At 65.7% G+C, this 25,668-nt stretch carries 31 protein-coding genes; 17 read left to right on the forward strand and 14 right to left on the reverse strand.

The annotated features are described in order from the left end of the window. Together ON44_RS06370 and ON44_RS06375 are read right to left on the reverse strand one after the other, a co-directional pair. A partial coding sequence (locus tag ON44_RS06370; protein WP_373283132.1) for an acyl-CoA carboxylase subunit epsilon occupies positions 1-314 on the reverse strand: 314 nt, incomplete at its 3' end. A 145-nt stretch (positions 315-459) separates the two neighbouring features. Then, a complete protein-coding gene (locus ON44_RS06375) occupies positions 460-2,100 on the reverse strand; it encodes an acyl-CoA carboxylase subunit beta (protein ID WP_040686987.1) in 1,641 nt (546 codons plus the stop codon). 271 nt (positions 2,101-2,371) lie between these two features. Here ON44_RS06375 and ON44_RS06380 point away from each other — a divergent pair, with 271 nt between their 5' ends. Beyond that, positions 2,372-2,551, forward strand: a complete 180-nt coding sequence (locus tag ON44_RS06380) for a hypothetical protein (RefSeq protein ID WP_040686988.1) — start codon at positions 2,372-2,374, stop codon at positions 2,549-2,551. A 9-nt stretch (positions 2,552-2,560) separates the two neighbouring features. After that, positions 2,561-3,361, forward strand: a complete 801-nt coding sequence (locus tag ON44_RS06385; protein ID WP_040686990.1) for a biotin--[acetyl-CoA-carboxylase] ligase — start codon at positions 2,561-2,563, stop codon at positions 3,359-3,361. Positions 3,362-3,443: 82 nt separating this feature from the next. Here the strand turns inward: ON44_RS06385 and ON44_RS06390 are convergent, their stop codons facing one another. Further along, positions 3,444-4,397, reverse strand: coding sequence for an acyl-ACP desaturase (locus tag ON44_RS06390; protein WP_040687030.1), 954 nt, complete (start codon positions 4,395-4,397; stop codon positions 3,444-3,446). A 271-nt stretch (positions 4,398-4,668) separates the two neighbouring features. Here ON44_RS06390 and ON44_RS06395 point away from each other — a divergent pair, with 271 nt between their 5' ends. From ON44_RS06395 to ON44_RS06405, 3 genes are read left to right on the forward strand one after another with little or no spacing between them, the layout of a single operon-like run. Then, positions 4,669-5,181, forward strand: coding sequence for a PH domain-containing protein (locus ON44_RS06395; protein WP_040686992.1), 513 nt, complete (start codon positions 4,669-4,671; stop codon positions 5,179-5,181). Then, positions 5,178-5,855, forward strand: coding sequence for a response regulator transcription factor (locus tag ON44_RS06400; RefSeq protein ID WP_040686995.1), 678 nt, complete (start codon positions 5,178-5,180; stop codon positions 5,853-5,855). Before ON44_RS06395 ends, ON44_RS06400 begins: the two co-directional genes overlap by 4 nt. A gap of 18 nt (positions 5,856-5,873) precedes the next feature. Beyond that, positions 5,874-7,187: a sensor histidine kinase gene (locus tag ON44_RS06405; RefSeq protein WP_040686997.1), complete on the forward strand. Its 1,314-nt coding sequence runs from the start codon at positions 5,874-5,876 to the stop codon at positions 7,185-7,187. Here ON44_RS06405 and ON44_RS06410 read toward each other — a convergent pair. Next, positions 7,184-7,726 (reverse strand): GtrA family protein, encoded by a 543-nt coding sequence (locus ON44_RS06410; protein WP_040686999.1) that lies wholly within the window; start codon positions 7,724-7,726, stop codon positions 7,184-7,186. The genes ON44_RS06405 and ON44_RS06410 overlap by 4 nt on opposite strands. Positions 7,727-7,816: 90 nt before the next feature. On the opposite strand from ON44_RS06410, the gene ON44_RS06415 reads away from it, so the two are divergent. From ON44_RS06415 to ON44_RS06430, 4 genes are all read left to right on the forward strand, one after another. After that, the gene (locus ON44_RS06415) at positions 7,817-8,992 is read left to right on the forward strand and encodes a 5-(carboxyamino)imidazole ribonucleotide synthase (protein ID WP_040687000.1); all 1,176 of its coding nucleotides are present in this window, start codon (positions 7,817-7,819) and stop codon (positions 8,990-8,992) included. Beyond that, positions 8,976-9,491, forward strand: coding sequence for a 5-(carboxyamino)imidazole ribonucleotide mutase (gene purE, locus ON44_RS06420; protein WP_040687031.1), 516 nt, complete (start codon positions 8,976-8,978; stop codon positions 9,489-9,491). Before ON44_RS06415 ends, purE begins: the two co-directional genes overlap by 17 nt. 62 nt (positions 9,492-9,553) lie before the next feature. After that, a complete protein-coding gene (locus tag ON44_RS06425) occupies positions 9,554-10,234 on the forward strand; it encodes a TetR family transcriptional regulator (RefSeq protein ID WP_245567029.1) in 681 nt (226 codons plus the stop codon). A gap of 160 nt (positions 10,235-10,394) precedes the next feature. Beyond that, entirely contained in the window at positions 10,395-11,555 is a 1,161-nt protein-coding gene (locus ON44_RS06430) for an acyl-CoA dehydrogenase (protein ID WP_040687001.1), read from the forward strand. 108 nt (positions 11,556-11,663) lie between these two features. On the opposite strand, the gene ON44_RS06435 is transcribed toward ON44_RS06430, so the two are convergent. Then, the gene (locus ON44_RS06435) at positions 11,664-11,948 is read right to left on the reverse strand and encodes a GNAT family N-acetyltransferase (protein ID WP_040687002.1); all 285 of its coding nucleotides are present in this window, start codon (positions 11,946-11,948) and stop codon (positions 11,664-11,666) included. A gap of 38 nt (positions 11,949-11,986) precedes the next feature. Then, the gene (locus tag ON44_RS06440) at positions 11,987-13,345 is read right to left on the reverse strand and encodes an FAD-binding oxidoreductase (RefSeq protein ID WP_040687003.1); all 1,359 of its coding nucleotides are present in this window, start codon (positions 13,343-13,345) and stop codon (positions 11,987-11,989) included. A 218-nt stretch (positions 13,346-13,563) separates the two neighbouring features. Between ON44_RS06440 and ON44_RS06445 the strand changes: the two genes are divergently transcribed. Both ON44_RS06445 and ON44_RS06450 read left to right on the forward strand, forming a co-directional pair. Continuing rightward, positions 13,564-13,872 carry a hypothetical protein gene (locus ON44_RS06445; RefSeq protein WP_040687005.1) on the forward strand — a complete coding sequence of 103 codons (309 nt, stop codon included), beginning with the start codon at positions 13,564-13,566 and terminating at the stop codon, positions 13,870-13,872. Between the two features lie 74 nt (positions 13,873-13,946). After that, a complete protein-coding gene (locus ON44_RS06450) occupies positions 13,947-14,504 on the forward strand; it encodes a GtrA family protein (protein ID WP_083897687.1) in 558 nt (185 codons plus the stop codon). Here ON44_RS06450 and ON44_RS06455 read toward each other — a convergent pair. Genes ON44_RS06455 through ON44_RS06465 form a run of 3 tightly spaced genes read right to left on the reverse strand, consistent with a single transcriptional unit; the run spans position 14,403 to position 16,342 of the window. After that, positions 14,403-15,041, reverse strand: coding sequence for a Type 1 glutamine amidotransferase-like domain-containing protein (locus ON44_RS06455; RefSeq protein WP_040687007.1), 639 nt, complete (start codon positions 15,039-15,041; stop codon positions 14,403-14,405). The two genes, ON44_RS06450 and ON44_RS06455, sit on opposite strands and share 102 nt — an antisense overlap. 6 nt (positions 15,042-15,047) lie before the next feature. Continuing rightward, entirely contained in the window at positions 15,048-15,887 is an 840-nt protein-coding gene (locus ON44_RS06460) for a maleylpyruvate isomerase family mycothiol-dependent enzyme (protein ID WP_040687008.1), read from the reverse strand. Continuing rightward, positions 15,884-16,342 carry an HIT family protein gene (locus ON44_RS06465; protein WP_040687036.1) on the reverse strand — a complete coding sequence of 153 codons (459 nt, stop codon included), beginning with the start codon at positions 16,340-16,342 and terminating at the stop codon, positions 15,884-15,886. Before ON44_RS06465 ends, ON44_RS06460 begins: the two co-directional genes overlap by 4 nt. A 280-nt stretch (positions 16,343-16,622) precedes the next feature. Between ON44_RS06465 and ON44_RS06470 the strand changes: the two genes are divergently transcribed. From ON44_RS06470 to ON44_RS06480, 3 genes are read left to right on the forward strand one after another with little or no spacing between them, the layout of a single operon-like run. Then, positions 16,623-17,741: a Re/Si-specific NAD(P)(+) transhydrogenase subunit alpha gene (locus tag ON44_RS06470; RefSeq protein ID WP_040687010.1), complete on the forward strand. Its 1,119-nt coding sequence runs from the start codon at positions 16,623-16,625 to the stop codon at positions 17,739-17,741. Next, positions 17,741-18,079 (forward strand): NAD(P) transhydrogenase subunit alpha part 2, encoded by a 339-nt coding sequence (locus ON44_RS06475; RefSeq protein WP_040687011.1) that lies wholly within the window; start codon positions 17,741-17,743, stop codon positions 18,077-18,079. Before ON44_RS06470 ends, ON44_RS06475 begins: the two co-directional genes overlap by 1 nt. A 17-nt stretch (positions 18,080-18,096) precedes the next feature. Beyond that, positions 18,097-19,509 (forward strand): NAD(P)(+) transhydrogenase (Re/Si-specific) subunit beta, encoded by a 1,413-nt coding sequence (locus tag ON44_RS06480; RefSeq protein ID WP_040687037.1) that lies wholly within the window; start codon positions 18,097-18,099, stop codon positions 19,507-19,509. 47 nt (positions 19,510-19,556) lie between these two features. Here ON44_RS06480 and ON44_RS53925 read toward each other — a convergent pair whose 3' ends face one another. Both ON44_RS53925 and ON44_RS06485 read right to left on the reverse strand, forming a co-directional pair. Beyond that, positions 19,557-19,649, reverse strand: a complete 93-nt coding sequence (locus ON44_RS53925) for a hypothetical protein (protein ID WP_083897688.1) — start codon at positions 19,647-19,649, stop codon at positions 19,557-19,559. Then, on the reverse strand, positions 19,619-20,191 hold the full coding sequence (locus tag ON44_RS06485; protein ID WP_051181631.1) for a TetR/AcrR family transcriptional regulator: 573 nt from the start codon (positions 20,189-20,191) through the stop codon (positions 19,619-19,621). Before ON44_RS06485 ends, ON44_RS53925 begins: the two co-directional genes overlap by 31 nt. Before the next feature lie 86 nt (positions 20,192-20,277). On the opposite strand from ON44_RS06485, the gene ON44_RS06490 reads away from it, so the two are divergent. Then, positions 20,278-21,213: a TIGR03620 family F420-dependent LLM class oxidoreductase gene (locus ON44_RS06490; RefSeq protein ID WP_218007528.1), complete on the forward strand. Its 936-nt coding sequence runs from the start codon at positions 20,278-20,280 to the stop codon at positions 21,211-21,213. Here the strand turns inward: ON44_RS06490 and ON44_RS06495 are convergent. Continuing rightward, complete coding sequence (locus ON44_RS06495) at positions 21,203-22,489, reverse strand: MFS transporter (RefSeq protein WP_051181636.1); 1,287 nt, start codon at positions 22,487-22,489, stop codon at positions 21,203-21,205. The two genes, ON44_RS06490 and ON44_RS06495, sit on opposite strands and share 11 nt — an antisense overlap. A 141-nt stretch (positions 22,490-22,630) precedes the next feature. Then, positions 22,631-23,479: an NAD(P)H-binding protein gene (locus ON44_RS06500; RefSeq protein ID WP_040687014.1), complete on the reverse strand. Its 849-nt coding sequence runs from the start codon at positions 23,477-23,479 to the stop codon at positions 22,631-22,633. 81 nt (positions 23,480-23,560) lie between these two features. Here ON44_RS06500 and ON44_RS06505 point away from each other — a divergent pair, with 81 nt between their 5' ends. After that, positions 23,561-24,520 (forward strand): AraC family transcriptional regulator, encoded by a 960-nt coding sequence (locus tag ON44_RS06505; protein ID WP_040687016.1) that lies wholly within the window; start codon positions 23,561-23,563, stop codon positions 24,518-24,520. 26 nt (positions 24,521-24,546) lie between these two features. Further along, positions 24,547-24,939 (forward strand): acyl-CoA thioesterase, encoded by a 393-nt coding sequence (locus ON44_RS06510; RefSeq protein ID WP_040687017.1) that lies wholly within the window; start codon positions 24,547-24,549, stop codon positions 24,937-24,939. A gap of 98 nt (positions 24,940-25,037) precedes the next feature. Here ON44_RS06510 and ON44_RS06515 read toward each other — a convergent pair whose 3' ends face one another. Then, positions 25,038-25,550: an Lrp/AsnC family transcriptional regulator gene (locus ON44_RS06515; protein ID WP_040687019.1), complete on the reverse strand. Its 513-nt coding sequence runs from the start codon at positions 25,548-25,550 to the stop codon at positions 25,038-25,040. Positions 25,551-25,668 lie beyond the last annotated feature (118 nt).

Below are 25,668 nucleotides of genomic sequence, written 5' to 3' on the forward strand. Positions count from 1 at the left end.
CGCAGGTGTGACAGTTGCGGGTAAGCGTACGGAGAGAACGGCGAGGTGCCGCGGTGCATCAGGGTCGGGCGACCCCAGGAGTCGGACGGACCGACCGGTCCGCTACTCGCGGCGTCGTTGGCGGCCGCCGACAGCACACATACCAGCGCCGCGACTTCCTCGTCGGACGGCGCACCCTTGATGACTCGGATGAACGGCTGCTCGGCCACCGCAGGGGCCGGTGCTGCCGCCGGTGCGGCCGCCTCGACCGCATCCGCGATCGGGTCGACTGTGAGATCCAGTTCGACGGCGGTCAACACATCTTCATCTGCCACGGTCGTCACAGTGCCAGATCCTCTCTCTATTTCGATCGAGCCCATGCCCAACTCGAAGACATTTGGATCAAGCGATCATCATCCTCGAATCGACTCATTGCGTCTCTGCAACCAGTGTGCGCGGCCCATCGAGGTTATCGCTTGATCACAGCGGAATGTTGCCGTGCTTCTTCGGCGGCAGGGTGACCATCTTGCGCTCGAGCAAACGCAGCGCCGAGACGATCTGGCCGCGGGTGTGCGAGGGCGGGATGACCGCGTCGACGTACCCGCGCTCGGCGGCCACGTAGGGGTTCACGAGGGTGTCCTCGTACTCGTTCTGCAGCTCCAGGCGCAGCGCATCGACATCGTTTCCGCTCTTCGCGGCCTCTTGCAGCTGCTTGCGGTAGACGAAACCGACGGCGCCCGAGGCGCCCATCACCGCGATCTGAGCACTCGGCCACGCGAGGTTCACATCGGCGCCCATATGCTTGGAACCCATGACGTCATAGGCGCCACCGTAAGCCTTACGGGTGATGATCGTGATTTTGCCCACAGTGGCCTCACCGTAGGCGTAGAGCAGCTTCGCGCCGCGCCGGATGATGCCGTTGTATTCCTGGCCGGTGCCGGGCAGGAAGCCGGGAACATCGACCAGGGTGATGATCGGGATATTGAAGGCGTCGCAGGTGCGCACGAAGCGCGCGGCCTTCTCCGAGGCGTCGATATCGAGGCAGCCCGCGAACTGGGTCGGCTGGTTGGCGACGATGCCGACGCTGCGGCCGTCGATCCGGCCGAAGCCGACGATGATGTTCATCGCGCGCTCGGCCTGCACCTCGAGGAATTCGTCGTCGTCGAGCAGCCGACGGATGACCTCATGCATGTCATAGGGCTGGTTCGGCGAATCCGGGATGATCGTGTCCAGCTCGAGGTCCTCGTCGGTGAGCGAATCCTCGATGGCGCCGGTGATCGGGTCGGTGGCCGGGAAGCGCGGGGCTTCGGCGCGGTTGTTGCTCGGCAGGTAGCTCAGCAGATCCTTGACGTAGTCCAGCGCGTCCTGCTCGCCGGAGGCGACATAGTGCGCGACACCGGATTTCGTCATGTGGGTGTGCGCGCCGCCGAGGTCTTCCATGGTGACGTCCTCACCGGTGACCGTCTTGATGACATCCGGTCCGGTGACGAACATCTGGCTGGTGCCGTCGACCATGACGACGAAGTCGGTCAGCGCGGGCGAGTAGACGTGCCCACCGGCGGCCGGACCCATGATCAGCGAGATCTGCGGGATCACGCCGGAGGCTTGGATATTGCGGTGGAAGATCTCGCCGTAGAGGCCGAGCGAGACGACGCCCTCTTGGATGCGCGCGCCCGCGCCCTCGTTGATGCCGATCAGCGGACGGCCGGTCTTGAGCGCCAGATCCATCACCTTGACGATCTTCTCGCCATAGACCTCGCCGAGGCTGCCGCCGAAGACGGTGACGTCCTGGCTGAAGATGCAGACGTCGCGGCCGTCGATGGTGCCGTAGCCGGTCACCACGCCGTCGCCGAGCGGCCGGTTGTTCTCCAGGCCGAAGTTCACGCTGCGGTGGCGGGCCAGCGCGTCCAGTTCCACGAAGGAGCCCTCGTCCAGCAGTGCCAGGATGCGCTCGCGGGCGGTCATCTTGCCCTTGGCGTGCACCTTGTCGACCGCGGCTTCACCCATCGGGTGCTTGGCCTCTTCCAGCCGATTCCGCAGATCAGCCAGCTTCCCAGCGGTGGTGTGGATATCGGGGGCGCCCGCCGATTCCGATGCGGGCTGGTGCTGGACACTCGTCATGGCTCCGGAGTGTAACCAGTGCCAGTGCCTCTCGGTAACCGAGTGTCGCTTACCGGTCAGTAGAAAACCGCAGCTAGATCATGTTCCAACATGCGAATGGCGGCAAACTTCCTGGTCGATTGCCGACCCGAACTCGGTGCTGGGGGCCGGAAAATTCAGTGGAGCGGCTCGGCGGTTCGCGGATACCCTGAGGACGTTCGCATTTCAGCTCGAGATATGGGGGCCAGTGAGGTGCATGGGAGGACAAGCACACCTAGCTGAGGAGCAAATCATGTGGGGATGGAGCAGCAGAGTCGCCGAGCACGCCGCGGCGACCTCGTGGACCAGTTGGCAGACCGTGGAAACCGAGCCGACCGTGGTGGATCCGCAGGAGTGGGCCGAGGTCGAAGCGGAATCCGATGACGGCATGTCCGTCGCGGTACCGATTCGCGAGTACGACCTCGTCGGATAGCCTGCCGGTGTGCACAGGCCCCCGTTGGACGCAGAGCAGTTGCGGCGCAGTCTCACCGAGTCGCCCGAACTGTCGTTCTTCTCCCACATCGCTGTGGTGGAGTCGACCGGGTCCACCAACGCGGACCTGATCGCTCGGGCCGGGGAGGCCGAAGCCGATCGCGCGGTACTGCTCGCCGAAACCCAAGAGCAGGGCCGGGGTCGGCACGCTCGCACCTGGGTCAGCCCGCCGCGCGCACAGATAGCGATGTCGGTGTTGGTGCGGCTGCCTGGCATCGAGCCTGCCGCGCTCGGCTGGCTGCCGTTGCTCACCGGTGTCGCCGTGGTGGACGCACTGCGCGCGACCGCCGGTGTGGACGCGAATCTGAAGTGGCCCAACGATGTGCTGATCGATGGTCGCAAAGTCGCGGGCATCCTGGCCGAAGTCGCCTCCGGTGGTGGGGCACCCGCCATTGTCGTCGGGATCGGCCTGAACGTCGGTCTCACCGAGGCGGAACTGCCGGTGCCGCATGCCACTTCGCTCACGCTGGCGGGGGCGAAGGTCACCGACCGCACCGAGCTCGTGCGGTCATTGCTGACCGAATTCGCCCGCCGCTTCACCGCGTGGCGTGACGCCGGTTGGGCCACCACCGACCTGATCGGCGTCTACCGCGACCGCTGCGCCACCCTCGGCGCACCCGTCCGTGCTGAACTACCCGGCGGCCAGACCCTCGAGGGCATCGCCACCGATGTCGACAGCGCGGGCCGCCTGTGCATCGGCGAGCATGTCGTCTCCGCTGCCGATGTGACCCACCTGCGCGCCGACTACTGACCCTGTCCCAGAGTCCGCACCCCTTGCGCGACCCACGAGTCCCGGCAAGGGGTGCTGTTGTGCGGCACCGGCGTTCGGAGCGTCAAACCGGTTGCATGATGCCGCGCGCCGCCTCGCGGGCGAGCAAGCGGTCGCGCTGTTCCTCGAACTTGAGGACGTCCTTCTCCAGCTTCTGCAGGAATTCGGCGAGTTGCTGGCGTGCCTGTTCGCCGCGCGGGCCGAAGTCGTTGCGGTCGAAGACATTCCACTTCTTCAGCACCGGCTGCACCACTTCTTCGAGGTGCTGGCGCAGATCGTAGATGCCGTGCTTGGCCATCAGCACGCCATTGCGGCGGAAGTTGGGCATGCCGAAGCCGGGCATGATGAAGTTGGTCAGGATCATGGTGATCGCCGCCATCGCCTGGTCGGGAACCAGATCCAGGCCCGCGCCACACAGGTTGCGGTAGAAGATCATGTGCAGGTTCTCGTCGGCGGCGACGCGCTGCAGCATGCGATCGGCGATGGCGTCGTTGCAGACCTTGCCGGTATTGCGGTGGCTGACCCGGGTGGCCAGCTCCTGGAAGGTCACGTACGCGACGTTGACCAGGAATCCGCCCCAGTCCTCGGGCGAGGGCACGCCGCGGGTCATATGGATCATGCGGGCCTGTTCGAGCGCGACCGGATCGATGCCACGGGTGACCACGAGATAGTCACGCAGGACGATGCCGTGTCGATTCTCCTCGGCCGTCCAGCGCCCGACCCAGGTGCCCCACGCGCCGTGCTGGGAGAAATTCTCGGCGATCAGTCGGTGGTAGGAGGGCAGGTTGTCCTCGGTGAGCAGGTTGGTGATCATCGCGGCCTTGGCGACCTCGTTCAGTTTGGACTGTTCCGGCTCCCAGTCCTGGCCGCCCATCGCGGCGAAGTTGCGACCCTCGTCCCACGGGACGTAGTCGTGCGGGTGCCAGTCCTTGGCCATCGACAGGTGGCGGTTCAGATTCTGTTCGGCCACCGGTTCGAGTTCGGTCAGGATTTCCAGCTGGGTCAGATCCTTGGTCACACTGGCCTCCACGATCGTTTTTCGACGTCTTGTCAAGCCGGACTTGTCTTTTCACAGGCAGAGCGTTGAGCAGAACAAAACGAGAGCTAGTCGAACGGCAGAGCCGGGTCGAACGGCTGCCGTCGGATCGAGGCTATGGAGCGATCCTGTGCGGAATCTCGAGGTTACTCGAGAGCCTCTCGAGGCGGCGACGGCGCAAGGTGCCGATTGTGCAGCACGGCGCGCGTCGCTGTCCACGCTTTTCGGCGTGTTCTCGCGGTAGGGTTCCGGCATGGGTTATCCGGAGGAGGTGCTCGCCCCGGACGAGCAGTTGATACTCCATCGTCATCCGCATTGGAAAATGCTGTTCTGGCCGATCGTGACGCTCATCATCGCGACCGCGCTGGCCGGATTCGCCGGGGGACTGATCTGGCGCAGGACCGAGGGCACGACCCGCTCGGTATTGCTGATCGTGGTGCTGGTGATCTGGCTCGGCCTCATCGGATGGCGTTGTGTCGCAAGGATTATCAGCTGGCAGTCGACACACTTCATCGTGACCGACCGCCGGGTGCTCATCCGGCAGGGCGTGATCACCCACACCGGCATCGATATCCCGATGAGCCGGATTTCGAGTGTGCAGTTCCGGCACGGGCTGTTCGACCGGATGCTCGGCACCGGCACCCTGATCATCGGATCGTCCTCGGAGGAACCGCTCGAATACGACGACATCCCGCAGGTGCAAAAGGTGCACGCACTGCTGTACCGGCAAGTGTTCGAGGAATCCCGGGATAATCTGGGGCAATGACCGCCGTACTGCTGGCCGAAGACGATGAGGCCATCGCCGCACCGCTCTCGCGTGCGCTTGGGCGCGAGGGCTATTCGGTCACCGTGGAACGCTTCGGGCCCGCGGTGCTCGAACGCGCATTGGAGGGCGATCATGATCTGCTCATCCTCGATCTCGGCCTGCCCGGAATGGACGGGCTCGAGGTATGCCGCCAGGTGCGCGCCCGCGGTGCCGATCTGGCCGTGCTGATGCTCACCGCGCGCACCGATGAGGTGGACTTCGTCGTCGGGTTGGACGCGGGCGCGGACGACTATGTCGGCAAACCGTTCCGGTTGGCCGAATTGCTCGCCCGGGTTCGAGCATTGTTGCGGCGCAGCGGAATCGGTGACGAGGCGGTCGAGGTCGGCGGTATCCGGCTGGAGCCGGCAGCGCGCCGGGTGCTGGTGAACGGTGTCGAAGTCGGTTTGGCGAACAAGGAATACGAGCTGCTCAAGGTCTTGATCGATCGGGCGGGCCAGGTGGTGCCGCGCGAGACGATCCTGCGGGAGGTGTGGGGCGACGCCGAGCTGCGCGGTTCGAAAACCTTGGATATGCACATGTCCTGGCTGCGTCGCAAGATCGGTGACGAGGGCCCGATGGCCGAGCGACGCATCGTCACCGTGCGCGGTGTCGGCTTCCGGTTGAATACCGATTGATGGTGCGGCCCAACTGATATGAGACGCAGAATCCTGCGATCGATACTCACCGTGCTGACCATCACCACGGTGGTGCTCGGCGTTCCGCTGATCTACACCGCGTGGCTCTGGGTCGAGGACATCACTCGCAACGATCTGGAGAACCGGCTGGAGCGGATCGCCGCGGAGATCATCGCCCAGGAACACGGCGACGGCATCGTGCTCGGCGAACTCGACACCCGCCTGGTGCGGCCGCTGATCCCCAAGGACGGCAAGCTGACCATCATCTATCCGGCGCCGCAGGACAATGCGTCCCGGCTCGATATCGGCGCGGAGCAGGTCCACGATCCGGTGGTGGAATCGCTGGCGATGGGCACCGAGGGTTCGTTGCGCCTGGAGGTGCCGTCGGGGCCGATGCATACCCGGCAGATCCAGGCCGTCGCGGTGGTGGCCTTCGCGGTGCTCGCCTCACTGGCCGCGGCGGTGTCGGTGGCGATGATCACCGCACGCCGGGTCGCCGATCCGCTCCGTGATGTCGCGGCCCGAGCCGCCCGGCTGGCCATGGGGGACTTCCGGCCGGATCCGCGGCGGCACGGGATTTCCGAACTGGACCGGGTTTCCGATGTGCTCGATTCGGCGACCGTCGAGATCGCCGGGCGACTGCAGCGCGAGCATGCGCTGGTCGCGGACGTTTCGCATCAGCTGCGCAGTCGCCTGACCGCGGTGCGATTGCGGCTGGACGAATTGTCCGCGCATTCCGATCCGGCCGTGGTGCACGAGGCCGAGGAAGCAATGGCGCAGGTCGACCGGCTGACCGATGCGATCGACGATCTGGTCCGGGCCTCGCGCGACGAGGATGCCGCCGATCGCGATCCGGTGCCGGTGATGGACGAACTGCGCGGTGTTGTCGAGGAATGGTCGCATCCGTTCACCGAGGCGGGCCGGATCCTGCGGCTGATCGGCGACGAATCGCTGCGCGCGCCGATCACCGGTTCCCGGCTGCGCGAAGCACTCGCCGTGCTGGTCGACAATGCGCTGATGCACGGCGGCGGCACCTGCACGGTATCGGTGCGCACGGTGCGCACCGTCAGCGATCGGGAGCCCTTGGTGGTGGTCGAGGTCGCCGACGAGGGCGACGGCGTCCGTGACGAACTCGCGCCGCACATCTTCGACCGCGGCTTCTCCGCCGGCGGCTCGACCGGTGTCGGACTCGCCCTCGCGAGGGCACTCATCGAGGCCGATGGTGGACGCTTGGAATTGCAGCGCCGCCGCCCTGCGCTGTTCGCGATGTTCCTCGGATCCAGTGCGTCGCAACGCACACCCAACGGCGCGCAGGCGCCCGAGCCGCGCTAACTGTGGCCGAGCTGCTCTTCCTCGAGCATCTCCTCGATTTCCTCGACGAGCTCGCTGATCTCGTCCGGGAACACCCAGCGGCGCATCGACCAGAAGCGGAACGCCATCTGCAGCAGGTTGCCGATGATGAAGGCGCTGATGAAGTCCGCGATGTTCTCGACGGTGAAGCTCACATCGGGCTGGCGTAGGTCGAAGACGTAGCTGGAGATCCACAGCGGGATGAAGCTCAGCACGACACCGACGCCGCTGACGCCGAAGAACAGCAGCGCTTCGTGGTGCTTCTCACGTCCGCCGCGGTTCTTGAACGACCACTCGCGGTTGAGGATGTAGGAGCAGATGACCGCGATCACGCCGGAGATGATCTTCGCGGTGACCGGCTTGGTCTCCAGCACGGTCCACTTGAGCACATAGAAGATGCCCGAGTCGATGATGAAGGTGGTCGCGCCGACGATGGCGAATTTGATCAGTTCGTGGTGGCGGTAAGCGATCTCCCGCAGGGGCTTGGGGAGGACGTTGACCACGTCGTCGACGAAAGACACAAGGCCCGAGTGTACCGGTAGGGATCATTGCGCTCGGACATGACAAGATTGCACGACGTGAGGTCCCGCCGTTCATTCGATCCTGCCGCCATGCCCACCGTCACCATGATCGGTGGTGGCCAGCTCGCGCGCATGACGCACCAGGCCGCCATCGCGCTCGGTCAGCGGCTGCGGGTGCTGGCCGAGAATCCCGATGACCCGGCCGCACAGGTGAGCCCCGAGGTCGTACTGGGCAGCCACACCGATCTGACCGCGCTGCGTAAGGCCGCCGTCGGTTCGCACGCGCTCACCTTCGATCACGAGCATGTGCCGACCGAACATCTGGAGGCGCTGGTCGCCGAGGGGGTGAATGTGCAGCCGCCGCCGCACGCGCTGGTCTTCGCGCAGGACAAGCTGGCCATGCGGACCAAGCTGTCCGAGCTCGGGTTGCCCGTGCCCGCCTTCGTGCCCGTTACTTCGGCGGCCGACGCGGTGCGATTCGGTGACGAGCACGACTGGCGGATCGTGCTGAAGGCGGTGCGCGGCGGCTACGACGGGCGCGGTGTCTGGATGCCGGAATCAGCGGGCGAGGCCGAGACGATCGTTTCCGATCAGCTCGCGCATGGCGTGCAGTTGCTCGCCGAGGCCAAGGTGGATCTCAAACGCGAACTTTCGGCGATGGTGGCGCGTTCACCATTCGGTCAGGCCGCGACCTGGCCGGTGGTGGAGACGGTGCAGCGCAATGGCCAGTGCGCCGTGGTGATCGCGCCCGCGCCGGACCTGAGTGACGAATTGGCCGCGCAGGCCGAGACGCTCGCGCTGAACCTGGCCAAGGAACTCGGTGTGGTCGGGGCGATGGCCGTCGAACTCTTCGAAACCAACGACGGCGCCCTGCTGATCAACGAACTGGCCATGCGCCCGCACAACTCCGGTCACTGGGGCATGGACGGCGCGTGCACCGGCCAATTCGAACAGCATCTGCGCGCGGTGCTCGACTATCCGCTCGGCGACACCAGTCCGTTGGCGCCGGTCACGGTGATGGCGAATATTCTCGGCGCGGCCGAGGCGCCGACCATGTCGATGGACGAGCGGCTGCACCACCTCTTCGCCAGATTGCCGCAGGCGAAGGTGCATCTGTACGGCAAGGGCGAACGCCCGGATCGCAAGATCGGGCATATCAACGTGCTCGGCGACGATGTCGCCGTGGTGCGCGAGCAGGCCGAGCGCGCGGCGCACTGGATGTCGCACGCGATTTGGACCGACGGATGGGATCCCCACGGTGAGTAATGCGCAAGTTGGCCTGATCATGGGCAGCGACTCCGACTGGCCGACCATGGAGGCCGCCGCAATCGCCTTGGCGGAGTTCGATATTCGCTTCGAGGTCGGCGTCGTCTCGGCGCACCGCACACCCCAGCGCATGCTCGACTACGCCCGTGAGGCGGCGGGCCGCGGCCTGAAGGTCATCATCGCGGGCGCGGGCGGCGCCGCCCACCTGCCCGGCATGGTCGCCTCCGCCACCCCGCTCCCGGTCATCGGCGTCCCCGTCCCGCTCAAATACCTCGACGGCATGGACTCCCTGCTGTCCATCGTCCAGATGCCTGCGGGCGTGCCGGTGGCCACCGTCTCCATCGGCGGCGCGCGCAATGCCGGCCTGCTCGCCGCCCGCATCCTCGCCACCGCCGACTCCGCCCTGCGCACCCGGATGGAGCGGTTCCAGGCCGGCCTGGAAGCCATGGTCCTGGAGAAGGATGATGCGCTCCGCAGCAAACTCCTCGGCCACAGCTGAGTCCTCGCGTCGATTTTCGGCCATGCGGATCACGCATCGGCCGGGGTCAGTACGGTGATGCGGTGGCGATTGAGGAAACCGTTCGGGGGCGTAATGGGGATGATGCGGCCAGGTTTCGGCTGACCGTCGTGGATCAGGCACTGCGGTTGTTCGCCGAGCAGGGGTATGAGGCGACGACCGTCGATGAGATCGCGGAGGCGGCGGGGATTTCGCGGCGGACGTTCTTTCGGCAGTTCCGGTCGAAGGAGGATGTGATCTTCGCCGATCACGAGTCGCAGTTGGCGCGGGCGGCGGAGTTCTTGGCGGCGGCGCAGGGGGATCCGTGGGAGGCGGTCTGTGCCGCGGTGGTGCAGGTGTTCGAGCGGTTCACCCAGTGGCGTGAGATCGCCGAGCGGCGATATCGGGTGGTGCGCGAGGTGCCCGCACTGCGCGAGCGCGAGATCGTGACCGTGTTCCGGTACGAGCGGTTGTTCACCGACTATCTGCGTGAGCGGCTGCCGGAGGTGCCGGATCTGGCGCGGGTGCAGTTCACGGCCGCGGTGACGGCCACACACAACTACCTGCTGCGCCGGATGGTGCGCGGCGAATCGGATGCCGGTGCGGCGGATCTGCGCGAGGAGTTGGCGGCGATTCCGCGTGGGCGCGGATCGGGGACGGCGGAAATGGTGGTCGCGGTGTTCCCGAGGGATATGCCGCCGAGGCAGGTCGCGGATCTGGTGACGCGGCAGCTCGGTAGTCTGTGACTGGAGTCATACTATGCAGTATCTGACACTCAGTGCCACGATGTAACCGCACTTGACGTAGCTCTCTGGGCGTATACTCGATCGAAGAATGGCACTGAGTGCCGACCGTTGGAACTCTGATCCAGCAAAATCACGACCGACAAACCCAGGAGTGTGTCCCATGGCGGGAAACCCCGATTTCAACCTTTTCCAGCTCGAGGACTTCCACGACGAACTGCGTGCGGCCATCCGCGGACTGGCGGAGAAGGAAATCGCTCCGTACGCCAAGGACGTCGACGGCAACGCCCGCTTCCCGGAGGAGGCGCTCACCGCGCTGAACGCCGCGGGCTTCAACGCGGTGCACGTGCCCGAGGCCTACGGCGGCCAGGGCGCGGACTCGGTCGCCACCTGCATCGTGATCGAAGAGGTCGCCCGCGTCTGCGGTTCGTCCTCGCTGATCCCCGCGGTCAACAAGCTCGGCACCATGGGCCTGATCCTCAACGGTTCCGAGGAGCTCAAGCAGAAGGTGCTGCCGGATATCGTCAACGGCGAGATGGCCTCCTACGCGCTGTCCGAGCGTGAGGCCGGCTCCGATGCCGCCGGCATGCGCACCCGTGCCAAGCAGGACGGCGACGACTGGATCATCAACGGCTCCAAGTGCTGGATCACCAACGGCGGCAAGTCTTCCTGGTACACCGTCATGGCGGTGACCGATGCGGAGAAGGGCGCCAACGGCATCTCCGCATTCCTGGTGCACAAGGATGACGAGGGCTTCGTGGTCGGCCCGCTCGAGCACAAGCTCGGCATCAAGGGATCGCCAACCGCCGAACTGTATTTCGAGAACTGCCGGGTGCCGGGTGACCGCATCGTCGGCGCGCCGGGTACCGGCTTCAAGACCGCGCTGCAGACCCTCGATCACACCCGCCCGACCATCGGCGCGCAGGCCGTCGGCATCGCGCAGGGCGCACTGGACGCCGCGATCGCTTACACCAAGGACCGCAAGCAGTTCGGCACCGCGATCGCCGACTTCCAGAACACCCAGTTCATGCTCGCCGATATGGCGATGAAGATCGAGGCCGCCCGCCTCATGGTCTACACCTCCGCGGCCCGCGCCGAGCGCGGCGAGAAGAACCTCGGCTTCATCTCCGCTGCCGCCAAGTGCTTCGCCTCCGATGTGGCCATGGAGGTCACCACCAACGCCGTGCAGCTCTTCGGCGGCGCGGGCTACACCACCGACTTCCCGGTGGAGCGAATGATGCGCGACGCCAAGATCACTCAGATCTATGAGGGCACCAACCAGATTCAGCGTGTCGTCATGTCGCGCGCGCTGTTGCGGGGCTGATAGCGCAATACCGACCGGGTGTTCACGCCGCTGCGCCGAGCGGTGTGAACACCCGGTCTTTTTTGATTATTCGGGGCACTGATGCTCACCGAATCCGCGCTACCTGTGTTAGGCGACCAGATCGGCGTATTCGCGGTGCTCCGTGATGTACTGCTCGACGTACCAGCAGGTCGGGATGATGGCGAAGCCCTGAGCGCGCGAATCTTGCAGCGCGTATTCGACCACCTGTGCAGCCACGCCACGGCCGCGGAACTCCGGAAAGGTCATGGTGTGGTGGAAGTCCCTAACTTTCGGGTCTTCGCGTTCGGCGTAGTCGGCGTACCCGGCAAGGGTGTCGTCGAGATAGATCTCGAATCGGGTATCGGCGACATTGTGCTCGAGCCTGGTGGTCATGATCGGGTGAAACTCCTCAGCGGCCGGGAATGTTCCGTCTACAGAATCGCGCCTGGGTTGAGAATGCCATGCGGGTCGAGCGCATCCTTGATCCGGCGAGTGAGTGTCATCACATCTGGGCCGAGTTGATCGGGCAGCCATGCCTTCTTCAACCGGCCGACGCCGTGTTCGCCGGTAATGGTGCCGCCGAGCTCGATGGCCAGATCCATGATCTCGCCGAAGGCGCGGTGCGCGCGTTCGGTCAGCTCCGCATCGGTCGGATCATGCACGATGAGCGGGTGGGTATTGCCGTCCCCGGCGTGCGCGATCACCGAAACCAGCACGTCATTGCGGGCGCCGATGGCGGCGATACCGTTGACCAGATCGGCGAGCCGCGGCAGCGGAACACCGACGTCCTCGAGCAGCAGCGGCCCGATCTTCTCCACCGCCGGAATGGCGAAACGTCGTGCGGCGGTGAAGGCTTCGCCTTCCTCCGGATCCTCGGTGTGAAAAACCTCGGTGGCACCGGCCTTTTCGCAGATGCCGACCATGATTTCAGCTTCGTGCCTGGCGAATTCGCCCGGTGCGTCGGAGCGGGCGACCAGCAGTGCGGCGGCCTCGCGATCCAGACCCATCCGCATCTCGTCCTCCACCGCATTGATCGCGACGGCATCCATGAACTCGAGCATGGCGGGCCGCAGGGTGCCGGTGATGCCGAGGATGGCCTCGGTGGCGGCGGTCAGCGTCGCGAAGGTCGCGACCACGGTGGACTGCGGCGGTTGGGCGGGCAGCAGCCGCAGGGTGAGTTCGGTGATCACCCCGAGCGTGCCCTCGCTGCCGACGAACATCTTGGTCAGCGACAGGCCCGCCGAATCCTTCAGCCGTGGCCCGCCGAGCCGCACCACCGTGCCATCGGCGAGCACCACCTCCATGCCGAGCACGTAATCGGTGGTTACGCCGTATTTCACACAGCACAGGCCGCCCGCATTGGTGGCCGCATTGCCGCCGATCGAGCAAATTTCGAAGGAGGACGGGTCCGGCGGATACCACAGGCCCTGCTCGGCGACCGCACGTTTGACCTCCGCATTGAGCAGGCCGGGCTGGACCACCGCGGTGCGGGTTACCGGGTCGACGGTGATCGCGCGCATGCGTTCGGTGCTGAGCACGATGCCGCCATCGACGGCCGTCGCACCGCCGGACAGTCCGGATCCGGCCCCGCGCGGCACCACTGCGACCTGGTGTTCGTGCGCCCACCGCAACGTTGCCGCGACATCATCGGTACCGGTCGCGCGGACCACGGCCAGCGGTGTGCCTGCGCTCGGATCGCGTGCCCAGTCCTGCCGATAGCCCGCCAGCAGGTCGGGATCGGTGAGTACCGTGCCGTCGGGCAGGCTGGAGATCAGGTCATGCAGGTCCACACGACTCACGCTATACGGCGGGTACGGGCCAGGGTGAGTGCCCGACTGTAACAGCCGCGTGTCCGGTTCTCCCTGGAGGTTGCTACAACGCGGAGCCCGGTGGGATGTGGGCCGTTCCAGTGGTGCCGAGTCCGTAGGCCGATAAGAATTCCGGGCAAGGCGCCCGTTCGGGGCGCCGTCCGATTCCAGTAGGTGCGCAGGCGCGCCGAGGAGGTCTCATGCAGGTCGAGTCGCCGGATTACCGTGATTTGGTCGCTGCGGTGTTCTCCTACGAAGTTGTCGACGGGGGGATCGATCCGGATTCATTGCGCCGCATCCACGCGGGCGATATCGCCGAATGGATCAAGGCACTGGATCGCTCGGGCATGTTCGGCAAGACCGTGATCGCCACCCTGTCCGACCAGTGGCAGCGTAAACCCCGCCTCCTGCTCGACGCCCTCCTGGAAGACGTCGACGACGTCACCCGCCGCCGCTGCCTCGTCGCCTGGTCGGCCCTGGACCGTTCGCCGCTCACCCAGATCGGCTGATCGGGTCGGGTGCCACCCGATCTTGTTTCCTGGACGATCATCTGGTGGACACCTGCCGCTGGCATGCTGGCGGCGTGACGAGCACCGAGTCCCTGGTGGCGGGCTTCTCTCGCTGGTGCGAGGCCGTCGTCGCGCGGCTGCCCTCGGGGCTGAATCGCCTTGTCGCCCCGACGTTTCTCGGCTTCGCGCTGATCAACGGGTTCACCTTCGGTGTCGATTTGGCGCTGCTCACGGTGCTGCACGGTTGGCTGGGACTGCCCGTATGGCTATCGGTGACGGTGGCCTATATCTGCGCGTTCGGGCTCAGCTTCGTGCTCAATCGCACGTTCAACTTCCACTCGCACGCACCGGTCGGCAGGCAAGCGGTGGTGTACGTGGTGGTTGTCGTGATCAACTACCTCGCCTTCATCCTCGGCGTCGGCAGCGGACTGGCCGCGCTGGGATTGGAATACCATCTGTCGCGGCTGTTGGCGGGGGCATGCGAGGCGGTCTACATGTACAGCGCGATGCGCTGGGTGGTGTTCCGCGGCCTATCGCAAGATCTCGATCTCGCTGCCCTCGACCACGACGACATCGTCGTCGGTGAGCGCCCAGTGCGCGATGCCCTCGGTCCGGTAGCGGGCGGCGAGTAGCGCGGACTCACCGTCCGGATCGGTAGCCGAATCCAGATGCGGCACGATGCGATGATCGACCAAACCCAGTCCGTCCCAAAGCGGTTCGATACCGCACGCGGGTTCGACCTCGGCCGGGTCATCCATGGATTCCAGGCCGTGCAGATCCGGGGTCAGCAGACAGGCGCCCGCGCTGTACCCGGCATACACCAGCGCATCGGCGGCGAGCAGCTTCGGAAGTACGAAATCGGCTCCGCTGCGGGCGAATTGGGCGCGCAAAACGAAGGTATTGCCGCCGCGCACCCACACCAGTGGGTATTTCACCAGGGTGGCTTCCAGTTCGGTTGCGCGACCGACGAATTCGCGTAGATCCAGCACGTCGGGGGAGTAGCCGAGTTTGCGCAACGGAGTCACGTCACTGGTGACCGCGCCCGCCCAGGCAGCAGGCCAGGCGTCACATGCGTTCGGAATCACCGCGACTCGGCCCGGCTCGCCGACGAGTGCGGCGAGCCGGTCGTAGTGTGCGCCGAATCGGTAGCTGGACAGGAAAAGTCGCACCGCGGCTCAGATGGTGAAGGCCAGGCTGCGCACCAGTCGGTTGCCGAGTTCCGCATCGCCGGAAATGCGGAACTCGCCTTCGTGCGCATCCGCCGTGGTGCGTCCGCCGCGCAGCCGGGCGAACAGGCCGGAGCTCATCCGAACCACCACGGTGGCGGGCGCGTCCAGTTCGTCGACGATATTGGCGCGGCCGTCCACCGCGACGTGCAGCGTCCGCGGCAACGGGCCGGTCAGCTCGAAGGTGATGCGCGATCCGTCCGGTGCCTGCGCGCCCTTCGCCACCGACCGCCCGATGGTGGCGGTGAGTTCGCCGAAGGCCCGCTCGGCTCGCGGTCCGCCCTCGTCGACGGATACGCCGAGCCCATCGGCGATATCGAGTTCGTGCATCCAGCAGTCGAACAGCCGTACCCGCATGAACCGGCCGTAGCTGACCTTGCCGATCGGCGATACGGTCTCGGCCTGCCATTCCGCATCACCGAAGGATGCGAGCGCCGCGCGCCTGCGGTCGGTGACCTCGCGGTACAGCTCGAGCAGTCGCTCACCCGATAGCGGCCGCAGCCGGTCGACCCAGATCTCGTTGAGCACACCGGACTCGTTGCGCACATGCGGCAGCGTGGTCACATCGGTTTTGGGCCGGATCGGATCGTGCGCGGGCGGGCGTTCACCGAGCAACCAGGATTCCGTCCCCACGACGTGTGCGACCACATCGAACAGCGACCAGCCCGGCAGCGGAGACGGTGTGCGCCAACGCTCTTCGTCGAGATCGGCGACCAGTGTCGCGATCGTCTCCCATTGCTCGGACAGCAGGCCGGTCAGCTCGTTCCGGTCCTGGGTCGGGTCGGTCATTCTCGCTCCTCGGCGCTGGTCTCGTCTTCGTGTGCCAATGCCGATATTCCGGCGCGGATGGCGGCCGCGGTGGACTCGGGATCGTGCGGGCGCCGCAGCAGCAGTCCCGCGGCGAAGCTCAGTTTGTCGCCGTGCCGGCGCGGTATCACGTGCAGGTGGACGTGCGGGACGGTCTGGAAGGCCGCGGTGCCGTCATTGAGGACGAGATTCGCGCCGTCCGCGGCCAGGTCGCTGCGCCTGAGCGCGAGCGCGAGCCGGTGTCCGGCGCGGAAGATGTGCGCTCCCAATTCGGCATCCAGATCCTCCAATTCGGATGCGTGTCGCTTCGGGATGACCAGGGTGTGGCCGCGGGCGATCGGACGAATGTCCAGGAACGCGCACAGCGTGTCGTCCTCGTAGACCTTGGTCGCCGGGGCCTGCCCCACCGCGATGCGGCAGAAGACGCAGTCGTTCACACCGCCGACCATACGGCGTACCGCTCACCGGGAACATACTCGGCATGACGCACGTCACTATGTGGAGGTATTGCGCCGCACCGACCAGGATTCGAACCTTGATGTTGGTCGCGAATCCGACATAACGGCGGAATCCGGCCGCAACTTGTGACCGCCATCTCAGCTACGCTCACCGCGAGCCGGGTACAGTTGCGAAGATTTGGACGAACTTACTCAAAAGTAACATCGTCCGGCCGTCGACCGGTTGCTTGAAGCTCAGCCAGAGAAGGAAGTCTGACAAGTGGAGACAACGCAGAGCGTAGGCGATCAGTCGCCGCGCGGAGCGCGTGTCGGAGTCGTTCGCGAGTCAAACGCGGGCGAGCGGCGTGTCGCATTGGTGCCCAAGATCATCCCGAGCCTGCTGAAGCAGGGCGTGGAGGTGGTGGTCGAAGCGGGCGCCGGGCTCGGTGCGCTCATTCCGGACGCGGCCTATGTGGATGCGGGCGCGACTATCGGTGATCCGTGGTCGGCCGATGTGGTCGTGAAGGTTGCTCCGCCCAGTGACGCCGAGGTGGCGAAGCTGCACAGCGGGCAAACCCTGATCGGCTTCCTCGCCCCGCGCAATGCCGATAACCAGATTCCGGCACTGAAATCGGCCGGGGTGCAGGCCTTTGCCGTGGAGTCGATTCCGCGTATTTCGCGGGCCCAGGTGATGGATGCGCTGTCCTCGCAGGCCAATGTCTCCGGGTACAAGGCTGTGCTGCTGGCGGCGTCGGAATCCACGCGCTTCTTCCCGATGCTGACCACCGCGGCGGGCACGGTGAAGCCCGCGACCGTGCTGGTGCTCGGTGTGGGCGTCGCGGGTCTGCAGGCTCTGGCGACGGCGAAGCGTCTGGGTGGCCGAACCACCGGCTACGACGTGCGGCCCGAGGTCGCAGACCAGGTGCGGTCGGTCGGTGCGCAGTGGCTCGATCTGGGGATCGATGCTGCCGGTGAGGGTGGTTATGCCCGTGAGCTCACCGATGAGGAAAAGGCCAAGCAGCAGCAGGCGTTGGAGGATGCGATCAAGGGCTTCGACGTGGTGATCACCACTGCGCTGGTGCCCGGCCGCCCCGCGCCCCGCTTGGTCACCGCAGCAGCGGTGGAGGGTATGAAGCCCGGCAGTGTGATCGTGGATCTGGCCGGTGAGACCGGCGGCAACTGCGAGTTGACCGAGCCCGGTGAGGTCGTGGTCAAGCATGAGGTGACGATCGCTTCGCCGTTGAATCTGCCCGCGACGATGCCCGAGCATGCCTCGGAGTTGTACTCGAAAAATATTGCGGCGCTGTTGGAGCTGATGTTGGTCGATGGGAAGCTGTCGCCCGATTTCTCCGATCAGGTGCTCGCGGACTCCTGTGTTACTCGTGAGGTGGATGCCTGATGTACACCGAACTGTTGGCGAATATCGCGATCCTGGTGTTGTCCGGGTTCGTGGGGTTCGCGGTCATCTCGAAGGTCCCCAATACCCTGCATACGCCGTTGATGTCGGGTACCAACGCTATTCACGGCATTGTCGTGTTGGGTGCGTTGGTCACTCTCGGGAACGTGCAGGATCCGTCGATCCTGACCCAGATCATCCTGTTCGTCGCGGTCGTGTTCGGAACCCTGAACGTGATCGGTGGGTTCGTGGTGACCGACCGGATGCTGGGGATGTTCAAAGGTAAGAAGGCCGCACCGGTGAAGGTTGCCTCCGCGGAGCGGTCAGAGGGAGCTGCGTGATGCATACCTTCGACAATGTGACCTATCTGGTCAACGGGCTCTACATCATCGCCTTCGGCATGTTCATCTACGGTCTGATGGGGTTGACCGGCCCCAAGACCGCGGTGCGCGGCAACCTGATCGCCGCGGTCGGCATGTTCATCGCGGTCGTCGCGACACTGATCTCGGTGCGCCACACCAGCAACTGGATCCTGATCATCGCGGGCCTCGTGGTCGGTATCGCCCTCGGTGTGCCGCCGGCGAAGTTCACCAAGATGACCGCGATGCCGCAGTTGGTGGCCGCGTTCAACGGTGTCGGTGGTGGCACCGTCGCTCTGATCGCCTGGTCGGAATTCATCAATTCCCAAGGCTTCTCGCACTTCGATGAAGAGCCGACCGTGCACATCGTGGTCGGATCGCTGTTCGCGGCGATCATCGGGTCGGTGTCGTTCTGGGGTTCGCTGATCGCGTTCGGCAAACTGCAGGAGATCCTGCCCGGCAAGCCGATCGGGATCGGCAAACTACAGCAGCCACTGAACCTGCTGCTACTCGTCGGCGCGATCGCGGCCGCCGTGGTGATCGGTATCGGCGCCACCAAGGATGGTGTGCCCCAGTACTGGATGATCGCGGTGCTCGTGCTCGCCGGTGTGCTCGGCCTGATGGTGGTGCTACCCATCGGCGGCGCGGACATGCCGGTCGTCATCTCGCTGCTCAACGCGCTGACCGGTTTGTCCGCTGCCGCCGCGGGTTTGGCGCTCAACAACACCGCCATGATCGTGGCGGGCATGATCGTCGGCGCGTCCGGCACCATCCTGACCAACCTGATGGCCAAGGCCATGAACCGCTCCATCCCCGCGATCGTCGCGGGTGGATTCGGTGGCGGCGGCACCGCCCCGGATGCTTCCGGTGGTGAGGCCAAGCAGGCCAAGGCCACCTCGGCCGCGGATGCCGCGATCCAGATGGCCTACGCCAATCAGGTCATCGTGGTCCCTGGCTACGGTATGGCCGTCGCCCAGGCCCAGCACGCGGTCAAGGAAATGGCAGCACTGTTGGAGGCCAAGGGTGTCGAGGTCAAGTATGCGATTCACCCCGTCGCGGGTCGTATGCCCGGCCACATGAACGTCCTTTTGGCCGAGGCCGAAGTCTCCTATGACGCGCTCAAGGAAATGGACGATATCAACGGTGAATTCTCGCGCACCGATGTGGCTTTGGTGATCGGTGCCAACGACGTCACCAACCCCGCCGCTCGCGAGGACTCCTCGTCCCCGATCTACGGCATGCCCGTGCTCAACGTCGACCAGGCCAAGAGCGTGATCGTATTGAAGCGTTCGATGAACAGTGGTTTCGCCGGCATCGATAACCCACTGTTCTACGCCGACCACACCTCCATGCTCTTCGGCGATGCGAAGAAATCGGTCGGTGCGGTCACCGAGGAACTCAAGGCGCTGTAAGCACCTCTGCATGAAAGCCCGCTTCCGTTCGCGGAAGCGGGCTTTCGTCATCGCAAGTGCCGTTCGCGCGCTTCGACCGCGTCCTTGGCCTCCCGCAGGCCGCTGCCCGTCAGGTTGCGATAGAGCTTGATGGCGTGGATCTTTTTTCGCGCGGATCGCGCATGGCGTCCGTGACAAAGCGCAGCAGGCGATCCGGTTGCTCCGGATCGGTGCCGTGACGTGCTGCCAGGGCGATGCCCGCTACCAGTTGGATCACATCGTCGATGTCGAGATCCGCGCGGATGCCGCCATCGCGCTGTGCCCTGGTGAGTAGAGCGGCACCCGCCCGATGGATGGCCTGCTGGCAGTCGAAACCCAGGTCGACCGGTCCGGCAAGGACGGCGCCGCCCAAGCCGTGATCGGTCCGGGCGTGCACGAGTAGGGCGCGCAGCCACGCGGTGAGTGCTGCGGTCGGCTCGTGCGACGCCAGTTCTTCGGCATCGCCGCAGAGCTTTTCGATCCGCTCGTTCAGTACGGCCGCCTGCAGTGCTTGCCGGTTGGGGAAGTGCCGGTAGAGCGTGCCGGGGCCGACGCCCGCGCGGCGGGCGATGTCATTGAGCGAAGCCTCCGGACCCTCCTTCGCGAATGCCGCTGTCGCCGCCTCGAGTACGCGTTCGTAGTTCCGCTGAGCGTCGACTCGCATGCGCACCCCTTGTTAACCGGAGAAGTTCTCCGCTATCGTACCGCCAAGGAAACGGAGAACTTCTCCGGTTTAGCGTTGGGAGCGCGATGATGGTGGAGCACGACCTCGGTGGCGTCGGCATCTGGACCTTCGCATTCGATGGACAACCGGTCGGGCGGGTGCGCGAGGCCGTCGCCGAGATCGAGGTATTGGGTTACGGCGCACTGTGGTTCGGTGAAGCGTTCGGACGCGATACGGTCGGGCAGGCGTGGCTATTGCTCGGGGCGACCGAGCGGCTGGTGGTCGCCGCGGGCATTGCCAATGCGGCACTGCGCGATCCGATGGCCATGGCCACCGCCGAGCGCGCGCTCGGTGAGGCGTTCCCGGGTCGCTATCTGCTCGGACTCGGTGGCCAGCGGGTCGGTGGTCGGTCCGTCGAGGCCGGTGGCTACACGATTCCATCCGGCGGCAAGCCGCTGGCGCTGATGCGCGGCTATCTCGATGCGATGGACGCTGTTCCGCAGTACGGGCCGCGGCCGGACCCGGTGCCACGTCGGGTACTCGCCGCGCTCGGACCCAAAATGTTGGCATTGGCCGCCGAGCGGACCTGGGGTGCGCATCCCTATCACGCGCCGGTCGAGCACACCGCCGAGGCGCGGCGGATCATGGGGCCGGAGGCATTTCTCGGTGTCGAGCAGGTCGTCGTCCTCGATGCCGATCGAGCGCGCGCCCGCGAGGTGGCCAGGGCGCATATCGGGGGCTATCTCGAATCCGCACCGCATCAGGTGGCCAATGTGCGCCGCTTCGGTTTCGGTGACAAAGATATCGCGGGTGGTCCGAGTTCACGACTGGTGGATTCGGTTGTGGCATACGGGGATATCGAGTTGATCGGCGAGCGTGTTCGGCAGCATTTGGATGCCGGGGCCGATCATGTGTGTCTACAGGTGCTTACCGCTGATCCGACTGTGCTGCCGCTGCCGCAATGGCGTGAGCTTGCCGCGCTTGCCCGGGATTCGTCGTTCGCGCCAGCCGCTATCCGGTGACTTGTTGTGGGGCGACCGCACCCGCGTATCGACTGCAGAGCAGGACGGCGATGAGGGGGACGAACAGTGCGGCGGTGAGTGGGATCAGGGCGGTCAGCCAGCCGATGATGGAGGGGCCCGCGAGCAGGCCGAGGTAACCGAGGCTGAATACCCGCGACATATCGGTAGCCGCCGTGGTCGAGCCGAGATTGCCTGCGGCGGTGAAGATTTGCGGGATGCCGCCGGAGAGGCCGAGGCCGCACATCGCCCAGCCGAGGAGCGTCAGCGGCACCCAGCCCGAAGCCATGATCAGGACCAATCCGGATGCGGCGATCAGGGTGCCGTAGCGGACGACGGCGACGCGGCCGAACGCGCCCGCCACGCGGTCGGTGGTGAAGCGGCCCGCGGTCATGGTGCAGGAGAATGCGGCGAATGCCAGTGCGGCGGTGGCATCGTCGACATCGAGGTGGTCGCGGACCTGCAGGGCGCTCCAGTCGGCGGCGACCCCCTCGGTGAGGAGTAGGGCGAAGGCGATTGCGGCCAGCGCCAGGACTTTTCGGGAGCGGTTGGGTGCGGGTGTCGACGGGGCCGCTCGGCCATCATGCGGTGTCGTTTCGAACTCACGACGCTGGTTCGGTGGAACATGGTCGGCGCTCTCCGGAATGTGGTCGTGCGGGCCGCTTTCCGGGGGCGCATCCGAATTCTCTTCTCGCGCCGCCGATACGGTGTCGTCCAGCAGACGTGGCACCAGCGCGGCGGTAGTCGCCAACCCCGCCACCGCGGCGAGCGAAAGGCTCAGGCGCACATCCCACCCCGCGCCCTGAGCGGCCGCACCCAGCAGCGAGCCGAGGAATCCGCCGCCGGAGAACAATGCGTGGAACGCCGACATGATCGGTCGGTCATAAGCCCGTTCGACATGCACCGCTTGGGTATTCATCGAAACGTCGAGCGCACCATTGCCGAAACCGAAGCAGGCCAACGCGATCGCCAGGCTGACCGGTCCGGTCGCCAGTCCGGGGCCGAGCACCGATATCGAGGCGATCGCCGCGGCGGCCGCGACCACGGTCCGGCTGCCGAATCGGTCGGCGAGCGGGCCCGCGATGCGCATGCCGACGATGCCCGCACCGGCCAGCATGAGAATGAACATGCCGAGCGTGGAATGCGCGATACCGGTCCGATCGGTTATAGCCGGGATGTGCACCACCCACATGGCCAACAGAAAACCGTTCAACGCGAACACCACGAACACCGCGGCGCGTGCTATCCGAATCTGCGGATCGATCGTCGTGGTCGCCACCGATTCGACGGTACCGCGTCGAGCGCGATCTCGCGGCCGCACGGGGAGCCGGTCCGGGACATCATCGGCCGAAGGCCCGGCTCCGCGGATCTCGCCATTGAGATCGGGCGTCCGTGCGGCGGTCTAACTCCTTACAACCACCTACTCGCTCGAGATGTTCCAAATTCCGGTGGCTGCAGTCTCGTCGGCGTAATCCCGGAAACCTTTCGGTTCCCGGCCGAGCGCACGCTGGACACCGTCGGTGGTCTTGGAGTTCCTGCCGTCCAGGATCGTGCCGAACAGGTAGTCGAGCAGGCTGACGACGTCGGCGGGAACCTGGTACTCGGTCAGTGCCGCAACGAAATCCGTGCGGGAGATCGGGATGAAAGCGATTTCGTGTCCGGTCGCCGAGGCGATCTCCGCGACGGCTTCGGCGAACGTCAACGACCTCGGTCCGGTCAGTTCGTAGAGTTCGCCGCTGTGCCCGTCCTCGGTCAACGCGGCGACGGCGACATCGGCGATATCGTCGGCGTGCACGAACGGTTCCGGCACATCGCCATTGGGCAGCGCCACCTCACCCGCGAGCACATACTCCAGGAATGCGCCTTCGCTGAAGTTCTGTGCGAAGAAGCTGCAGCGCACAATGGTCCAGTCGAGCCCCGAACCCTGCACGATCTGCTCACACGCCACTGCCTCGGGTTCGCCGCGTCCGGACAGCAGCACGAGTTTGCGCACACCGTTGACCTTGGCCGCATTGGTGAATGCGCGGATGGTCTCGGGCGCACCCGGCACCGCCAGATCCGGCTGGAAGGCGATGTACACCGCGTCCACGCCGAACAGCGCCGGTGTCCACGTGCTGCGGTCGGCCCAGTCGAAGGGGATCTCGGCTGCGCGGGAACCGATCCGGATCGGATGACCGGCCTGCCGGAGCCGGGTCGCGACGCGGCTGCCGGTCTTGCCCGTACCGCCGGTGACGAGGATGCGGCGCTGGTGGGAGGTGCTGTTTGTCATGTTTCCAGTACATCGGCGCGGCGCGCGACGAAACATAGCTCAGCGACTCGTGATCATGCGTCAGCGTCTACTGTTTGTTATGTGGATGCGCTCGCCAGCCTGCTCGAAGGTCCACGCGCCCGAGGTGCGTTCGTCATGTGTTCACTGCTCGACCCGCCGTGGTCGCTGCGCATCCAGGACCGGGCGCCGCTGACGGTGGTATCGATGATCCGCGGCACGGCCTGGATCATGACCGATGCGGCGGGCAGTAAGCCTCGGCAAGTGAGCGCGGGCGATATCGCGATCTTCCGCGGACCCGATCCATATACAGTCGCCGACGATCCGGCCACCACACCGCAGATCTTCATCGATCCAGGCAACGTCACCAAGACTGCCGACGGTGAAATCCTCTGCGAGACATTGAGTCTCGGTGTGCGCCAGTGGGGCACCGATGCGAACGGCGCCACCCTGATGGTCACGGGCACCTACGAGTCCGCGGGCGCGGCGAGTCAGCGGCTGCTGCGAGCCCTGCCGCCCGTGATCATCTTGCGGCGCGGCGATTTCGACACCCGGCTGCTCGACGTTCTGGTCGACGAGGCCACCAAGGACGAGCCCGCACAGGGCGTCGTCCTGGACCGGCTGCTCGATATGGTGCTGATCGCGGCCCTGCGCGCCTGGTTCGCCCGCAATGACGCGCCCGCGTGGTATCACGCCTACAGCGATCCGCTGGTCGGCAAGGCGCTGCGGCTGTTGCAGCACAATCCGGCGCACGGCTGGACGGTCGCGAGCTTGGCCGAGGCGGTGGGAGTTTCGCGCGCCGCGCTCGCTCGCCGGTTCACCGATCTGGTCGGTGAGCCGCCGATGGCGTTCCTCACCGAATGGCGGCTGGCCCTGGCGGCCGATCTGCTGCAGGAATCCGATGCCACCATCGAATCCATTGCCCGCCAGGTCGGCTACGGCAGCGCGTTCGCACTGAGCACGGCATTCAAACGCCACTTCGGCGTGAGTCCGCGCGACCACCGGCAGGGCAGCACCCCGGCTGAGCTATCGTCGGCCGGGTGACGCAGCAGTATCCAGTCCTTTGGCCGATGCCGACCCGGTGGGCCGATAACGACCACTACGGCCACGTGAACAACGTGACGTACTACTCGTACTTCGACACCGCGGTCAATGCCTGGCTCATGCACGCCACCGGCACGGATATCCGCGAACTGCCCGCCCTCGGCGTGGTCGCCCAGACCTCCTGCCAGTACCACGGCTCGCTCAGCTTCCCCGACCAGCTCCAGGTAGGCCTGCGCATCTCCCGCCTCGGCCGCTCCAGCATCACCTACGACCTGGCCATCTTCCGCGAATCCGGCGACGCCCTCGACCTGGCCGCCACCGGCACCTTCGTCCACGTCTACGTGGACAACGAAACCCGCAAACCGGTAGAAATCCCAGAAATAATCCGCACCGCCGCAGCCGCCCTGGTCACTGACTGATCCGGTCAAGCGCGGCACACTGGCCTCGATCCTGCGCCAGGCCGGAATGACAGCCACCGAATTCCTCAACCTCCTGTAAGCCCCTCGGTCCGAAGGGATCAGGCCCGTAGCGAGCGATCGGCGGATTCGGCCAGCCGATCCAGTAGCGGGGCTGTGCGTGGCCCGACGAATTGCTGCATCACCAATGCCATATTGGTGCGTTCCACCCCGGGGATCTTCAATATCTGCCCGGCGATGCGGTACAGATCGTCCGCATCCTGCGCCACCACCCGGACCGTGAGATCGGTCAGTCCGGTCATGCCGCACACTTCGGTCACCTCCGGCACCCGGGCGAGTTCGCCGACCACCGAATCCAATCGGTGCTGATCGACGACGACTGCGACGAAAGCCGCCAGTGGGTAGCCCAGCGCCTGTGGTTGCACTCGACGTTCGAAGCTGGCGAGCACACCGCTCGCCTCCCAGCGTGACAGCCGCGCCTGCACGGTATTGCGGGACAACCCGAGCCGGGTCGCCAGCTCGACGCCGGTCGCGCGTGGGTTGGCGACCAGCTCGAGCAACAGCCGCGCGTCGGTGGCGTCCAGGGTCACGTCGGCGGGTTCTCTACTGGTCATACAACGCAGTATGACATCAATCGGCCGGTCAGAATTGGGCATTCTGCTTACTCGCGTATCGACCACTTGCGCACTTCGCCTACTCGTGGATGCTATGTGATATAGGGCACACCAGCCC

The organism is Nocardia vinacea NBRC 16497 (assembly GCF_000308835.1).
Lineage (GTDB): Bacteria > Actinomycetota > Actinomycetes > Mycobacteriales > Mycobacteriaceae > Nocardia > Nocardia vinacea.

What these genes read in the sequence shown, in the direction of transcription:
- ON44_RS06375 (WP_040686987.1), bottom strand. Translation starts at nt 2,100, where the DNA reads ATGACGAGTGTCCAGCACCAGCCCGCATCGGAATCGGCGGGCGCCCCC.
- ON44_RS06380 (WP_040686988.1), top strand. Translation starts at nt 2,372, where the DNA reads ATGTGGGGATGGAGCAGCAGAGTCGCCGAGCACGCCGCGGCGACCTCG.
- ON44_RS06395 (WP_040686992.1), top strand. Translation starts at nt 4,669, where the DNA reads ATGGGTTATCCGGAGGAGGTGCTCGCCCCGGACGAGCAGTTGATACTC.
- ON44_RS06400 (WP_040686995.1), top strand. Translation starts at nt 5,178, where the DNA reads ATGACCGCCGTACTGCTGGCCGAAGACGATGAGGCCATCGCCGCACCG.
- ON44_RS06405 (WP_040686997.1), top strand. Translation starts at nt 5,874, where the DNA reads ATGAGACGCAGAATCCTGCGATCGATACTCACCGTGCTGACCATCACC.
- ON44_RS06415 (WP_040687000.1), top strand. Translation starts at nt 7,817, where the DNA reads ATGCCCACCGTCACCATGATCGGTGGTGGCCAGCTCGCGCGCATGACG.
- ON44_RS06430 (WP_040687001.1), top strand. Translation starts at nt 10,395, where the DNA reads ATGGCGGGAAACCCCGATTTCAACCTTTTCCAGCTCGAGGACTTCCAC.
- ON44_RS06435 (WP_040687002.1), bottom strand. Translation starts at nt 11,948, where the DNA reads ATGACCACCAGGCTCGAGCACAATGTCGCCGATACCCGATTCGAGATC.
- ON44_RS06445 (WP_040687005.1), top strand. Translation starts at nt 13,564, where the DNA reads ATGCAGGTCGAGTCGCCGGATTACCGTGATTTGGTCGCTGCGGTGTTC.
- ON44_RS06460 (WP_040687008.1), bottom strand. Translation starts at nt 15,887, where the DNA reads ATGACCGACCCGACCCAGGACCGGAACGAGCTGACCGGCCTGCTGTCC.
- ON44_RS06475 (WP_040687011.1), top strand. Translation starts at nt 17,741, where the DNA reads ATGTACACCGAACTGTTGGCGAATATCGCGATCCTGGTGTTGTCCGGG.
- ON44_RS06485 (WP_051181631.1), bottom strand. Translation starts at nt 20,191, where the DNA reads ATGCGAGTCGACGCTCAGCGGAACTACGAACGCGTACTCGAGGCGGCG.
- ON44_RS06490 (WP_218007528.1), top strand. Translation starts at nt 20,278, where the DNA reads ATGATGGTGGAGCACGACCTCGGTGGCGTCGGCATCTGGACCTTCGCA.
- ON44_RS06500 (WP_040687014.1), bottom strand. Translation starts at nt 23,479, where the DNA reads ATGACAAACAGCACCTCCCACCAGCGCCGCATCCTCGTCACCGGCGGT.
- ON44_RS06510 (WP_040687017.1), top strand. Translation starts at nt 24,547, where the DNA reads ATGCCGACCCGGTGGGCCGATAACGACCACTACGGCCACGTGAACAAC.
- ON44_RS06515 (WP_040687019.1), bottom strand. Translation starts at nt 25,550, where the DNA reads ATGACCAGTAGAGAACCCGCCGACGTGACCCTGGACGCCACCGACGCG.